Annotated in this window: 14 protein-coding genes and 1 tRNA gene; 10 read left to right on the plus strand and 5 right to left on the minus strand. The window is 36.2% G+C overall.

The genetic code is table 11. The annotated features are described in order from the left end of the window. The first annotated feature begins 111 nt into the window (after positions 1-111). The 5 genes from FUA48_RS08325 to FUA48_RS08345 all read left to right on the plus strand — a co-directional run bounded on the left by FUA48_RS08325 (position 112) and on the right by FUA48_RS08345 (position 4640). A complete protein-coding gene (locus tag FUA48_RS08325; RefSeq protein WP_147583095.1) occupies positions 112-648 on the plus strand; it encodes an AAA family ATPase in 537 nt (178 codons plus the stop codon). Positions 649-655: 7 nt separating this feature from the next. Continuing rightward, complete coding sequence (locus FUA48_RS08330; protein ID WP_147583096.1) at positions 656-2548, plus strand: RecQ family ATP-dependent DNA helicase; 1893 nt, start codon at positions 656-658, stop codon at positions 2546-2548. After that, complete coding sequence (fmt, locus tag FUA48_RS08335; protein WP_147583097.1) at positions 2548-3495, plus strand: methionyl-tRNA formyltransferase; 948 nt, start codon at positions 2548-2550, stop codon at positions 3493-3495. The genes FUA48_RS08330 and fmt overlap by 1 nt, the downstream gene beginning before the upstream one ends. Before the next feature lie 189 nt (positions 3496-3684). Then, positions 3685-3960, plus strand: coding sequence for an HU family DNA-binding protein (locus FUA48_RS08340; RefSeq protein ID WP_129749492.1), 276 nt, complete (start codon positions 3685-3687; stop codon positions 3958-3960). Positions 3961-4079: 119 nt separating this feature from the next. Next, positions 4080-4640 carry a YqgE/AlgH family protein gene (locus FUA48_RS08345; protein ID WP_147583098.1) on the plus strand — a complete coding sequence of 187 codons (561 nt, stop codon included), beginning with the start codon at positions 4080-4082 and terminating at the stop codon, positions 4638-4640. On the opposite strand, the gene FUA48_RS08350 is transcribed toward FUA48_RS08345, so the two are convergent. Both FUA48_RS08350 and FUA48_RS08355 read right to left on the minus strand, forming a co-directional pair. After that, positions 4637-5476, minus strand: a complete 840-nt coding sequence (locus tag FUA48_RS08350; RefSeq protein ID WP_147583099.1) for an aminotransferase class IV — start codon at positions 5474-5476, stop codon at positions 4637-4639. The genes FUA48_RS08345 and FUA48_RS08350 overlap by 4 nt on opposite strands. Before the next feature lie 52 nt (positions 5477-5528). Beyond that, positions 5529-5921 (minus strand): START-like domain-containing protein, encoded by a 393-nt coding sequence (locus FUA48_RS08355; protein WP_147583100.1) that lies wholly within the window; start codon positions 5919-5921, stop codon positions 5529-5531. A gap of 150 nt (positions 5922-6071) precedes the next feature. On the opposite strand from FUA48_RS08355, the gene FUA48_RS08360 reads away from it, so the two are divergent. The 5 genes from FUA48_RS08360 (at position 6072) to FUA48_RS08380 (ending at position 9018) form a co-directional block, all read left to right on the plus strand. Continuing rightward, a tRNA-Met gene (locus FUA48_RS08360) sits at positions 6072-6145 on the plus strand. A 55-nt stretch (positions 6146-6200) separates the two neighbouring features. Continuing rightward, the gene (locus FUA48_RS08365) at positions 6201-7457 is read left to right on the plus strand and encodes a tyrosine-type recombinase/integrase (RefSeq protein WP_147583101.1); all 1257 of its coding nucleotides are present in this window, start codon (positions 6201-6203) and stop codon (positions 7455-7457) included. A 170-nt stretch (positions 7458-7627) separates the two neighbouring features. After that, positions 7628-7993, plus strand: a complete 366-nt coding sequence (locus tag FUA48_RS08370; RefSeq protein ID WP_147583102.1) for a hypothetical protein — start codon at positions 7628-7630, stop codon at positions 7991-7993. Position 7994: 1 nt separating this feature from the next. After that, positions 7995-8579 carry a hypothetical protein gene (locus FUA48_RS08375; protein ID WP_147583103.1) on the plus strand — a complete coding sequence of 195 codons (585 nt, stop codon included), beginning with the start codon at positions 7995-7997 and terminating at the stop codon, positions 8577-8579. A 7-nt stretch (positions 8580-8586) separates the two neighbouring features. Further along, positions 8587-9018: a hypothetical protein gene (locus tag FUA48_RS08380; protein ID WP_147583104.1), complete on the plus strand. Its 432-nt coding sequence runs from the start codon at positions 8587-8589 to the stop codon at positions 9016-9018. A 306-nt stretch (positions 9019-9324) separates the two neighbouring features. Here FUA48_RS08380 and FUA48_RS08385 read toward each other — a convergent pair whose 3' ends face one another. From FUA48_RS08385 to FUA48_RS08395, 3 genes are read right to left on the minus strand one after another with little or no spacing between them, the layout of a single operon-like run. Beyond that, positions 9325-9708 (minus strand): hypothetical protein, encoded by a 384-nt coding sequence (locus tag FUA48_RS08385; protein WP_147583105.1) that lies wholly within the window; start codon positions 9706-9708, stop codon positions 9325-9327. A 16-nt stretch (positions 9709-9724) separates the two neighbouring features. Beyond that, a complete protein-coding gene (locus FUA48_RS08390) occupies positions 9725-12013 on the minus strand; it encodes a zincin-like metallopeptidase domain-containing protein (RefSeq protein ID WP_147583106.1) in 2289 nt (762 codons plus the stop codon). Positions 12014-12016: 3 nt separating this feature from the next. Next, positions 12017-12484, minus strand: coding sequence for a hypothetical protein (locus tag FUA48_RS08395; protein ID WP_147583107.1), 468 nt, complete (start codon positions 12482-12484; stop codon positions 12017-12019). Between the last annotated feature and the right edge of the window lies 1 nt (position 12485).

Below are 12485 nucleotides of genomic sequence, written 5' to 3' on the forward strand. Positions count from 1 at the left end.
AAATGATTTAACATTGCCTTAAAAATAATTATTTATTTGTAAAATCCAAAAAGTATGCCATGTTTCGTTATTCGGTTGGGTTTAACTAATTTTGTGGTTTAATATTACATTTTGAAAAAAGAAATTGTAGTTATAATAGGTGGGCCGGGCACTGGCAAGACTTCTGTAATAGATGAACTTATCAAAAAAGGGTATATCTGTTACCCTGAAGTTTCACGCGAGGTAACACTTGAGGCCAGAAGGCAGGGCATAGAACAGCTGTTTTTAGAAAAACCGTTGCTTTTTAGTGAACTTTTGCTGGAAGGCAGAAAAAAACAACATGCTGATGCTTTACAGGAAGAGTCACGAATAGTTTTTTTAGACAGGGGAATACCCGATGTACTGGCTTATATGCACTATATAGGAGATTCCTATCCTTCTGCTTTTGATGATGCCTGTAAGGAATACCGTTATACTAAAATCTTCTTTTTACCTCCCTGGGAAGAAATCTATTCTCCCGATGAGGAGCGTTACGAAAACTGGGAACAGGCTAAGTTAATAGCCGATCATTTAGTAGAAACCTATACAAATTACGGCTACAACCTAATTGAAGTGCCAAAAGATACGGTGGATAACAGAATTCTTTTTATCTTAGGGCATCTTTCTTGATTTGAATATGCAACAACCCCTAGAAATTTTAAAAAACTATTGGAAACATGATAGTTTTAGGGAACCACAGGAACAAATAATACAATCTGTTTTACAGGGAAAAGACACGCTTGCCATAATGCCTACCGGCGGAGGTAAGTCGGTGTGCTTTCAGGTGCCTGCAATGGTAAAAGAAGGCATTTGCCTTGTAATTTCGCCTTTGGTAGCATTAATGAAAGATCAGGTTGCTAACCTTCAGCAAAAAGGGATTAAAGCTATTGCGCTTACAGGAGGTATATCTGTAGATGAAATAAGTGATTTGCTGGACAATTGCCGTTTTGGCAATTACAAGTTTTTATACCTGTCGCCGGAAAGGCTTCAGGCCGACTGGATACTGGACAGGTTGAAGGAGCTGCCCATAAATCTTGTTGCTGTAGATGAGGCGCATTGTGTATCCCAATGGGGGCACGATTTTAGGCCAGCCTATTTAAAGATATCTGCATTAAAAAACTATTTACCTAAAGTCCCTTTCCTGGCTTTAACCGCTTCGGCTACAAAAAGGGTAAGGGAAGATATTATAAAACACCTGCAACTTGATAATCCGGCTGTTTTTGTAAAATCGTTTGCAAGGGACAACCTTGCTTATATGGTTTTTGAAACGGAAGATAAATTACACAGGATGCAGCAAATTCTCACTAAAAATCCGCAATCTTCCATAGTGTATGTTCGCAATAGGAAATCTTGCCACGACGTGTCAAGGCAGTTAGAGTCGTTAGGGTTTAAGGCTACTTTTTATCATGGCGGACTTACATCTTCAGAAAAGGAAAAGAATATGCAGTTGTGGTTAAGCAATCAGGCTCAGGTTATGGTAGCTACTAATGCTTTTGGTATGGGTATAGATAAACCGGATGTTAAGACGGTGATACACATCCAACTTCCCGAAAATATGGAAAGCTATTACCAGGAAGCTGGCAGGGCAGGGCGTGATGGTAACAAAGCATTTGCGGTTTTGCTTGTAAATGCATCTGATGCGCAAATAGGTAAAAAGCAGTTTTTAGAAGTGCTGCCTGACAGGCATTTTTTAAAAGATGTATACATAAGGCTTAATAACTATTTGCAGATAGCTTATGGCGAAGGTATAAATCAAAGCTTTGCTTTTAATTTCAATGTTTTTTGCAGGCAGTATAATCTTCCGGTTGTAAAGGCATATAATGCTTTGCAGTTTTTAGACAGGCAGGGGATCATAACCATGGCTAAAGAGTTTTCGGAAAAGATTACTATACAGTTTCTTGTACCAAGTAAAGAGGTGATGAGGTATATTAGCCTTAACAGTAATGATGAAGAGATCATTCTTGCCATATTAAGGAATTATCCAGGAGTATTTGATATGGAAACCAGCCTGAATGCCGATTTGATTATAAGGAAGGCTAAAACTACTCAAGAGGAATTACAACAGGTTTTGAAAAGGCTGAATGATAAAGAAGTTATATCGTATCATAGTTTGGGTAATGATAGCAGGCTTACTTTTAATGAGGTTAGGGAAGATGATTTAACCATCAATAGGGTTGCCAAGTTTTTAGAAAAACAGAATGAGATTAAAACAACGCAGCTGGACCGTGTTATTAATTATATTAATGATACCGAAACCTGTAAAAGTAGGCTGATATTAAAATATTTTGATGAAGAGTCTCAGACGGACTGTGGAATATGTTCCTGGTGTATTAATAAGGTTAGAAAAACTAAAGAGCCTGTTGAAACGGCTACTGCAATATTGCAATTGCTTGAAAAGGGAGCTATGTCGTCAAGAGATATAGAGGAAAAGCTGGAACTTACACCAAAGGAGACTATTTTTGCAATACAAATCCTTTTAGAGAACGACAGGATTAAAATAAATGCCAATAATCAATATATATTAAAGTAATGGAAAGACTGAAGATCGTGTTTATGGGTACGCCGGAATTTGCTGTGGGGATACTCGATACCATATATCAGAATAATTATGACATAGTAGGAGTTATTACAGCACCCGATAAACCTGCCGGGAGGGGGCAGAAGGTTAAATTCTCTGCTGTTAAGGAATATGCCCTGGAGAAAGAGTTACGACTTTTGCAGCCAGTAAATTTAAAAGACGAATCTTTTTTAGAAGAACTTAAATCTCTTGAGGCAAACCTTCAGGTTGTTGTAGCTTTTAGGATGTTGCCGGAAGCGGTATGGAGAATGCCTAAGTTAGGTACATTTAATCTGCATGCTTCATTGTTGCCTCAGTATAGGGGAGCGGCTCCTATAAACTGGGCCGTTATTAACGGAGAGGTGAGAACCGGAGTTACTACCTTTTTTATTGATGAAAAGATTGATACCGGTGCCATGATATTAAGAGAGGAAACAGCTATTGGTGAAAACGAAACAGCTGGTGAACTTCATGACAGATTAATGGAATTGGGTCAAGGTACAGTTTTAAAGACCTTAAAGCTTATAGAGACAGGCAAGGCAGAAACTACTATTCAAAACGAAACAGAAGATATTAAGACAGCGTATAAGCTTAATAAGGATAATTGTAAAATAGACTGGTCTAAACCGGGGAGGGAAATACACAATCTGGTAAGAGGGCTTAGTCCGTATCCGGCTGCGTGGTGTTTTGTAAATGATAATGGGCAGGAATGGAATGTAAAGGTTTATGAAACTACATTTGAGGAAACAAAGGTAAGTGAGTCAGCGGGAAGCATAATTTCAGGTAAAAAAGAGATAAAAGTTGCTGTAAAAGATGGTTATTTACATATAAAAAGCCTTCAGTTTCCCGGAAAGAAAAAAATGACGGCTCAGGAATTGCTTAACGGGATGCAGTTTTCTGGCGAGGCAAAGGTTCTGTAACCCCAATAAACACTGATATTTTAAGAAAATTTTAATAAAACAAACAAGTTTATTAACATTTAAACCGAAGTTATCAACAAATAAACGGAATTAACCTATAAACACTTGTGTAATTTGATTTTCCTATTAAATTTGTAGTACAGGATTAGAAAAACAATAATTTTAACCAAACAATTAATAACAATTATTATGAACAAATCAGAATTAATCGACGCAATGGCTGCAGATGCAGGAATCTCTAAAGGTGCAGCAAAAAAAGCTTTAGAATCTTTTGTTGGTAACGTAGGTACTACATTACAAAAAGGAGGAAGAGTATCGCTTGTAGGATTCGGATCTTGGTCAGTGTCTAAAAGAGCTGCAAGAGAAGGTAGAAACCCTCAAACAGGTAAAACAATTAAAATTGCTGCTAAGAACGTGGTTAAATTTAAGCCAGGGGCTGAGCTTGATGGATCTGTAAATAAGTAATATTAGTTTGCATATAGTATAAAAGCCTCCATATTTGGGGGCTTTTTCTTTTAAACTTTTATAAATTGTTTTGGATGTAGGTAATTTTTTCTTTAAATTTATTTCAAAATGCAAAGACTATGATTTCACTAAAACCCAAAAAAGGCCACCTGCTGATTGCAGAGCCTTCCTCCATTGGAGATCTGTCTTTTAACAGGTCTGTAGTTTTACTAGCCGATCATAATGCAGAAGGGTCTATAGGCTTTATTCTTAATAAACCTTTAGGTTATTCGATACAGGATCTTATTCCTGAAATCCATGGTAAGTTTAAAATATATAATGGCGGGCCTGTAGAGCAGGATAATTTGTATTTTATTCATAATGTTCCCGAGCTTATACCGGAGAGTATAGAGATTTCCAGCGGAATTTACTGGGGAGGTGATTTTGAATCTACCAAAGATTTAATTAATCAGGGTAAGATTAAGCGTAATAATATCCGTTTCTTTTTGGGATATACAGGTTGGGCGGCTCATCAGTTGGAGGATGAACTTGAAGATAATTCCTGGATTGTTTCTGAAAACAGTTACGAAAACAAAATCATAGGTAAGTCCAGTACTTCTTTCTGGAAAGAAAAAATAATGGAATTAGGAGGAGAGTACCTGATTTGGTCTAACTCGCCCGAAAACCCGGCTCTTAACTAGCCAAGTCTTATTAAAACATTTAATTTTTTTATCAGTTCGGAAGCCAGAGCGTTTCCGTATTCCTTTTTGCGGTATTTAGTTATTGGCTGAATTCCTTTTATCACGTTAGTGATAAAAATCTCGTCAGCCTTTTGAAGGTCAAAAGGAGATATGCTTTCTTCAGAAACTTCAATCCCTTCAGTTTTTCGGGCAATAGAAAGTATCTGTTTTCTCATTATGCCGTTTAAACAGCCATCTGTAATGGGTGGAGTAACTAATTTATTTCCTTTCAGCATAAAAATGTTGCCCTGTAGTGCTTCAATTACGTTTTTGTCGTCATTTATAAGCAGGCAGTTGTTAAGTCCGTTTTCATAAGCGAAAATGCTTCCTGTTATCTGAACCATTTTGTTGGTGGTTTTCAGGGTAGATAAAAGCTGCTTGGTAACGTAAAAATCTTTAAACAGGTCTACTTCATAAGTATCTTCATTTAAAGAGTAAAGAGGTTCGGCTATTGCTTCGGCAGTAATTATAAATTCAGCATCATTTGTTGTAGGTAAATATAATCCGCCCCGTTTCCTGAAAAAAGTTACCCTTGCACGGGCAGAAGCTGATATTTCTAAATTTTCGGTAAGGGCTTTAACCTGTTCTTCCATGTATTCCATAGTAAAATACATAGGGATTTCCATTCTTATAATCCTCATAGATGCCATTAGCCTGAAATAATGATCTTCTGCAAAAAGAATCTTTCCGTCTATTACTTTCAGTGTTTCAAAAACAGCATCGCCATATAAAAAGCCTCTGTTTTGTTCTAATGTAAGGTTTGTGTTATCTGTAAGGTTACCGTTGTAGTTAATCATAAAAAAAGCCCTGAAAATTCAGGGCAAATATAGCTTTTATATGAATGAATTCCTAAACGGAACCAATAACATGTTTTAGGTCGGAAATTTGATTTTCCCATAACTGTTTAGACTCGTCAACATCGTCTTCGTCAGCAAAATCAACAACAACTAATGAAACGTCTTTCGTGATTTCATCCACAAGTATACGCATTTCAAAGTAATAGTCGGTGTCTTGATTGTCATCGTCTAACCAGCGAAACTTAACTTTCTCACCATTTTTCTTTGAAGCCATTCTTGCTTTTTCCTCACTGTCGTTCCAAATAAAACTAAAAACTTCTCCTCTTGAGTTTACATTGTCTGCAAACCACTCTGAAAGACCTGAAGGGGTAGATATATATTGGTATAACAGTTGGGGTGAAGAGGTTAGGGGGAATTCTATTTCATATTTTACTTTTACGTCCATACTTAGTTATTTTTTGGAAATATATAATAATTAAGATTCATATAAAAGCGATTTGAAAAATAATTTTTTTTCTGCAAAATATATTTGCAGCCTTTAAATTTAGTTATATATTTGCACCCGCATTCAAGGATGTAATAACCGAGAATAAATGGCGAGGTAGCTCAGTCGGTTAGAGCGCAGGATTCATAACCCTGAGGTCACGGGTTCAACTCCCGTCTTCGCTACAGAAACGCAATACGCAGCAAGCGGTTTTAAAGCAATTTAAAACCGCTTTTTTTTATGCCTTCAATCAACAGGATATTACGCAATGAATACGATTTTGAATACGTTTTTGAATACAATTTGAAGAAGCAAAAACAATATGGCGGGCCAACTATATACGATGGAGGCGGCGACCTTAATAGAAGGTGGTACGTTTACTATTCTTTTAGAAACCCTGAGACAGGAAAATTGGAACGCCAACCGCCTATTTATGCTGACTTAGACAATTACAACACTGTAAAGGAAAGGCTTTTGCGCGCCCGCGCTTTATGTAAGTCTGTAAAGTTAATATTGGAGGAAGGTTTTAACCCTTATACTCCTGAACCCGATAACAGCATTTTATCCGGCCAGTCAGATAAAGAACCGGTTAATATCAACTCAGCAAAGAAAGTTACTGAAGCTATTGATTTTGCGCTCGAGTATGCAAAGAATCTGCATTCCGAAAGCTCTTACAATGATTTTAAAAGCCGTATTACAAGGTTTAAGGATTGGCTTACAAATAATAAGCCGGTCAATACAAAAATGAACGAGATTAAAAGCATTGATGCTATTGGCTTTCTCAATGATATATTGCAACGTACAAGTCCTAGAAATCGTAATAACACCCGAGCGGCACTATCTTCGTTGTACAAAATCCTTAAAAACAATCAGATTGTTAAGGAGAATATTATCGAAGGTATAGACATATTAAAAAGTAGCCCGAAAAAAAATAAAACCTATACTAAGAAGCAGGAAGAAGATATTCTAAAATTGATGGCTGAAAAAGACAAACATTTATTGTTGTTTGTAAAGTTCATATCTATAAATATGCTGCGGCCGGTTGAAGTTTGCAGACTTCAGAAAAAGGATATTCATATAAGTGATAAAGTTTTGAAAGTCCGTGCAAAAAATCAGCCCGTAAAAACAAAGATAATTCCCGACATTCTTTTACAGAATATTCCAGATTTAACACCTTTTAAAAATACTGATTTTATTTTTACACCCAATGGTATAGGGGAGTGGAATGCAAAAGAAGTTAATAGGCGTAATCACTTTGGAAAACGCTTTAAAGCTATAAAAGATGAATTAGGGTTAGGCGAGGAATACGGCCTTTATAGTTTCAGGCATACTTATATTACGAGGATTTATCGCGAACTAAGAAAAGAATTAACACCATTTGAGAGTAAAAGCCGTTTAATGCTTATTACCGGTCATAGTACCATGGATGCACTCGAGAAATATTTACGTGATATTGATGCGGAACTCCCGGAAGATTACTCGTATTTGATATCATAGTTAAGTTAAATTTATATGAAAAATTTGTTTTATAAAAAATTTTTATACATTTGGGTCGTTATATTATTCTTAAATACTTTTATATAACCTATTCATTTCTTATTTTTATATAAAATTTGGATCACCTTAAATCGAAATCAGAATTCAATATTCTAGCATCACAAATGTTAATGGATGAAGATAATTACTCTTCCAGTGTTCATTGTGCATATTATGGGTGTTTTCAATTTATAAAATATAAATTAAATCAAATTGGACATAGTTACGATAGTATAGATACTGCAATTAGCTCATCTAAAACTAAACCAGTCAAGTTAACGACTCATGGCTATCCAATTGATTTAATGTGCAAGGAAATAAATAAAAAATTCAACGATAGTGGATTTACGGCAAGGGATATTAAAGGGAAAGTCAAAAGATTAAGGGCAATACGACTACTTTCAGATTATCACAATGAATTTATTAGTTTCGATAAAGGAAATGAGGCGATAAAATTAAGTAATGAAGTAATAAGCTTTGTAAAATCAAAATTATAAAATGGAATCAATAGAGTTTTTAAAAAAACAGCTAAACAATATTTATGAATCTCTTCCATATTTAGAGATTAAATATGAGTATAAGCTGAAAATCAATACTCATATTATTGAAGTTAAGCCTATACACTGCTATGAGAAAGATTCACAATATATTCGTCAGCAAATAGTTTTAGAGGAATTATTTGAAAATATGTTTCCTGATGAAGAAATCCTCTTTATGTCTGAAAATATACTTATAGGTATAGATAACCCTATACTTGAATTAGGAACATCAAAAGTATTAGGTAAAGTGCCGGTTTTAGAGTATGAAGTTGTTGGCGAAGATGAGAAAGATGCTCAAAATTTTGATTTTGAGCAACTACTTATTCATATAAGTCATATGGATACTAATAATGAACATTTTTTTTATTGTGTACCAAAACCAACAATTATTGATGAGTCTACAAATTATTTCGAAATTGCAGAAGATAAAAGTTTTTGGACAAAATCAATTGGTTTTATAAGGGAACATTTTAAACCGAAAAAAGATAATCATAAACAAAAAAAAGACTCTGAATATATTTCAGAGTCTTTTTTTTTAATATAATTGCACTATGAAACCAATTAAAGCTCAGGCAGGAGTAGCCTTCAAATTTTTAAATTATAGAATTTCTAATTTTTCCTATAATGAATCCTCTGTTAAAGGGAATAATTTTGACATTGAGTTTGAACCTTCAGGAGAATATAACTCGATAACGGGAGAATATACTTTAAAACTTAATTTCAGAGCCTTTAATAATGACCCTAAATTTGAAGTTATAACTGTAACTGCATTTGCAGATTATATTTTTGATCAACCATATAAAATTGAGGAACTACCAAAACACTTTTATTTGAGTGCTATTCCGATATTTTTTCCATATATAAGAGCATTTATTAGTACCTTGACATTACAAACAAATCATGAAAATGGTGTGATGTTATTGGGATTAATAAACTTTACAAATATGGCAGATGTTTTAAAAGAGAAAACAATTGCAAAATAAAAAATAAATTTTCAAGTTGTATAACTAGACTTATAGTAAATCTTATTTCTTAAAATAAAAAAAGGCCTCTATTTTTAGAGGCCTTTTTTTATTCTGTCTATTTTATTAAAAGATAATAAAGAAATAATAATATAACGCGCCCTGAACCGGGCAGGAATTTAAAATTTAGCCCCGGATTTAGTAACCACACCAAAATTAACGGGGCTTTTCATTAACACACCTTACCTTGTTAATGGTGCGAATATAAAAAAAACCGCTCAAATAAAAGCGGTTTTAGTATATGTTTAAGAGTATATTTTTGATAGTTTACCAGTTTACAATCTTTCCGTATTCATTTACGTAAACAGAAGCATTCGAAGGAATATTTCTCAATTCGTCGATTGATATATCCACAATCGGGCGGCTGCCATCAGCTTTATATGCCTCTATTGAACGGTAAACTATTTTTACGCCATCTTTCACCAAATACCATCCTTCGTCATTGCCCGGGCTTCTTACTACCTTACCTTCATAAGGTGATGCGCTAACGCCGGCATTTGAATTGCTTCCGGTGTTTGCATTGTTGCCGGTGCTTATACCGGTATTTGCATTGCCGGTACCGGTATTGCTACCGCCGAATATTTTATCTTTAAAAGTAAAAACGGCCGCCGCTCCTAATAGGGCAACGCCAAGAATCATTTTTTTATTCATAACTTAGGTTTTATAATTATATAACTTCAAAATTTAGTTCGTTTATTTCCGTTGCAACAGCTTCGGCCTCTGCTTCCGTTTCAGGTTCTAAAGGGTTGTAAACTGTGCCGGTTGCTATATTATAGCGAATGGTTTCAATAGGTACTTTTGTATAGCGGTTTTTATCAAAGAATGCGTAGTTATCCGCAAAACTGGCTTCCTTAACCATTTTAATGATGATGTCACCATCGAAAACAACTTCAGAACCTCCTTTGGTTCGGCCGGTCGTGGTTTGCTGAAAAATGATTACAAACACTTTACCGTTAAACCTTTTGCGTAAATCTTCATCAAGGTGTATCGTTCCCACCATCCTAAGCAGCTTTTGCCAACTGTCAATGAAAATGATTTCATAATCCTTTACAAGGTCGTACAAGTCCTGTTTGTCCTCCACATCGCCAACGGTATCAATATTTGCCTGCGCTTGGCCTGATAAGTATTTTTCTACCTTCTCTTTTGCTAAAGAGCTGTTCGGGTGTTCTTCCCCGGATATAAACAAACAACGGTTTCCGGGCGTTGCAAAGGCATTCATGAACTTGTATAAAGTGGTTGTTTTTCCTGCACCCTGCTCACCATCCATCGTGATAACTACGCTATGTTCGGGCTTTCTTTCAACGGCCTGAAGGAACTTTCCAACCTCGCCCGCTACAGTAAAGAACTGTGCCGGCACTTCATTGGCCGCCGCACCTATATTTTTTACTCGAGGGTTTTTTTGCGGCTGCGGCTGTGGCTGTGGTATTTCTATTGGTGTATTATTTATCTGCTGTGGTTCTGTTACCTCTGTGCCTTTAAGCCCTGAAGCTTTTCTTTTACCATTTAAACCAAATAGATTTAACTGTTTTGTTTGGCTCGATTTTCTTTTACGTGTTGCAACGGGTTTGGCTTTTGCTTTAGATTCCTGGGCTTTGGCCTTTTCCTTTTTTTCCTTTTTCTCTTTAGCGGCCTTTTCTTTAGCGGCCTGCTTTAAATCCTCAAAGTATTTCGGCTCACCGGCACTATTGTACTGCAATAAATAATCCGTTGCGGCCTGTGCCTGCGTTGCGGCACGCATCAAAAACCTGTTATCATCCTGAAGGTGTGTTAATCGGTTATTCCATGACTTCAGGTAAGCAGGGAAATTTTTATCAGTGTGCCAAATGATACCGGCTTCAGCACTTAAAAACGTTGCCGTAAACTCTGCGATTAGTTCCTCAAACGCATAATTTTTAGAACCAAATTTTCCTGAAAAATCACGCTGTAATCTCTTTTGATGGCCGGTACTGTGTGCAATCTCGTGGAAAAACGTTGCGTAATAATCCTGTGCCGCCTCAAAGTCATAGATATGCGGCATTGTGATGGTATCTTTACGAGGCGAATAAAATGCCTCATTGCCGCCAAATGCGTAACCCGGTGCGGGTACAGGATAGTTTTTTATAATGGCTTCCGCTATCGGCATCTTATATTCTTCCGCTGCCGGCAGTGGTTTTTCAATAAGGCCATGCTTAAAGTTTTTCAGGTCGAAATCAATGCCGGTTATATCAATGCCGTTAAAAACATTGTAATACTTCAGGATGGGTAGTTTATGCCTCTTTGCTATATCTTCAGCCGACTGTCCGGCAGCAAAAAAAGGTATCTTATCCCTGTTCTCATTTAGCAGTGCAATGAACTTTTTAAGGTCGTAACTGGCTATATCAACTTTCCTTTCGGAATCATAGTATTTATAAAGCTCGGTAAAGTAAACTACCGGATAGCCTTTAGCACCTTTGTTAACCATACCGCCTAAACTTTCAATTTGCTTGAAAGTCATAAAAAAAGGATTTTTTAACGGCTCAAAGTCGGTAAGAAGGTAGCGGTTAACACCCCTGTACATTTTCTTAGAAACAAAATTGAAAGGCATTAGGTAGCCCGTTCCGTACTTTTTAGCAGACCATTTTTGTTTATAATCTTTGGTGTTGGCCAGTTTAATTTTTTCAATCATTTTATCAGTAATCATCTGATAAATTTCGTCTGCTGAAACGGCCTTCCCTAAACCGATAATTGTATCGTCCGAATCCTGTTCGCAATCCAAGCACTGTAAGAAGCTTTCCGGCACTGATTCAATGGCCGGTGCTGTATTCTTACTAAACTTAAATTCATCTACGGTTGGATTGTCCGTTAAAGCTTTCTGAAGCCTTTCTGCAAGCTCGTATTGTTCCTGCTGTTTGGCATCGATTATCAAAACGTTTATATCTGTACGGTTTAACTTTGTCTTAGTGCCTATCAACCCGTTAAAGCTCTTAACTACTCCCATAATCTAACTTTCTATATAATATTCTTTCCCTAATATTTCAACTACCACAACAAAGGTTAGCTGCTCTAAAGAGAAGCCTTCGATAGTTATAACATTTTTTAATACATTTTCCGGGGAAACCTCAAAGGGAATGTTTTTTAATTCAAGTGTATTTAACGCCGGTATGTGTACCATGTTAATTGCAAGTGTGGCCATGCCTAAAAAGTGGCCGTTACGGTACGCAATAGCCCTTTTGACACTTGCGAAGCTGCCGGCATAGATAGAAAAATCCTCTTTTGTCGGGTTTTCTATCGTTAAATCAAGATTGAAAGTAAAATGGCTTAATCCTATTTTTACATTCCTTAACCCGGAAGGGTAAACATTCATTGCGCTGAAAACAGCCTTTAGTTTCTGAATCCTTCTATAGCCGGCATAAGCTAACCCGGCAACACCAACAATAATCCCGGTTATAATGATGTGTTTCGTTTTCATT

The organism is Flavobacterium alkalisoli (assembly GCF_008000935.1).
Lineage (GTDB): Bacteria > Bacteroidota > Bacteroidia > Flavobacteriales > Flavobacteriaceae > Flavobacterium > Flavobacterium alkalisoli.

What these genes read in the sequence shown, in the direction of transcription:
- FUA48_RS08345 (WP_147583098.1), top strand. Translation starts at nt 4,080, where the DNA reads ATGATTTCACTAAAACCCAAAAAAGGCCACCTGCTGATTGCAGAGCCT.
- FUA48_RS08395 (WP_147583107.1), bottom strand. Translation starts at nt 12,484, where the DNA reads ATGAAAACGAAACACATCATTATAACCGGGATTATTGTTGGTGTTGCC.
- FUA48_RS08370 (WP_147583102.1), top strand. Translation starts at nt 7,628, where the DNA reads ATGGATGAAGATAATTACTCTTCCAGTGTTCATTGTGCATATTATGGG.
- FUA48_RS08340 (WP_129749492.1), top strand. Translation starts at nt 3,685, where the DNA reads ATGAACAAATCAGAATTAATCGACGCAATGGCTGCAGATGCAGGAATC.
- FUA48_RS08355 (WP_147583100.1), bottom strand. Translation starts at nt 5,921, where the DNA reads ATGGACGTAAAAGTAAAATATGAAATAGAATTCCCCCTAACCTCTTCA.
- FUA48_RS08390 (WP_147583106.1), bottom strand. Translation starts at nt 12,013, where the DNA reads ATGGGAGTAGTTAAGAGCTTTAACGGGTTGATAGGCACTAAGACAAAG.
- FUA48_RS08380 (WP_147583104.1), top strand. Translation starts at nt 8,587, where the DNA reads ATGAAACCAATTAAAGCTCAGGCAGGAGTAGCCTTCAAATTTTTAAAT.
- FUA48_RS08350 (WP_147583099.1), bottom strand. Translation starts at nt 5,476, where the DNA reads ATGATTAACTACAACGGTAACCTTACAGATAACACAAACCTTACATTA.
- FUA48_RS08385 (WP_147583105.1), bottom strand. Translation starts at nt 9,708, where the DNA reads ATGAATAAAAAAATGATTCTTGGCGTTGCCCTATTAGGAGCGGCGGCC.
- fmt (WP_147583097.1), top strand. Translation starts at nt 2,548, where the DNA reads ATGGAAAGACTGAAGATCGTGTTTATGGGTACGCCGGAATTTGCTGTG.
- FUA48_RS08375 (WP_147583103.1), top strand. Translation starts at nt 7,995, where the DNA reads ATGGAATCAATAGAGTTTTTAAAAAAACAGCTAAACAATATTTATGAA.
- FUA48_RS08330 (WP_147583096.1), top strand. Translation starts at nt 656, where the DNA reads ATGCAACAACCCCTAGAAATTTTAAAAAACTATTGGAAACATGATAGT.
- FUA48_RS08365 (WP_147583101.1), top strand. Translation starts at nt 6,201, where the DNA reads ATGCCTTCAATCAACAGGATATTACGCAATGAATACGATTTTGAATAC.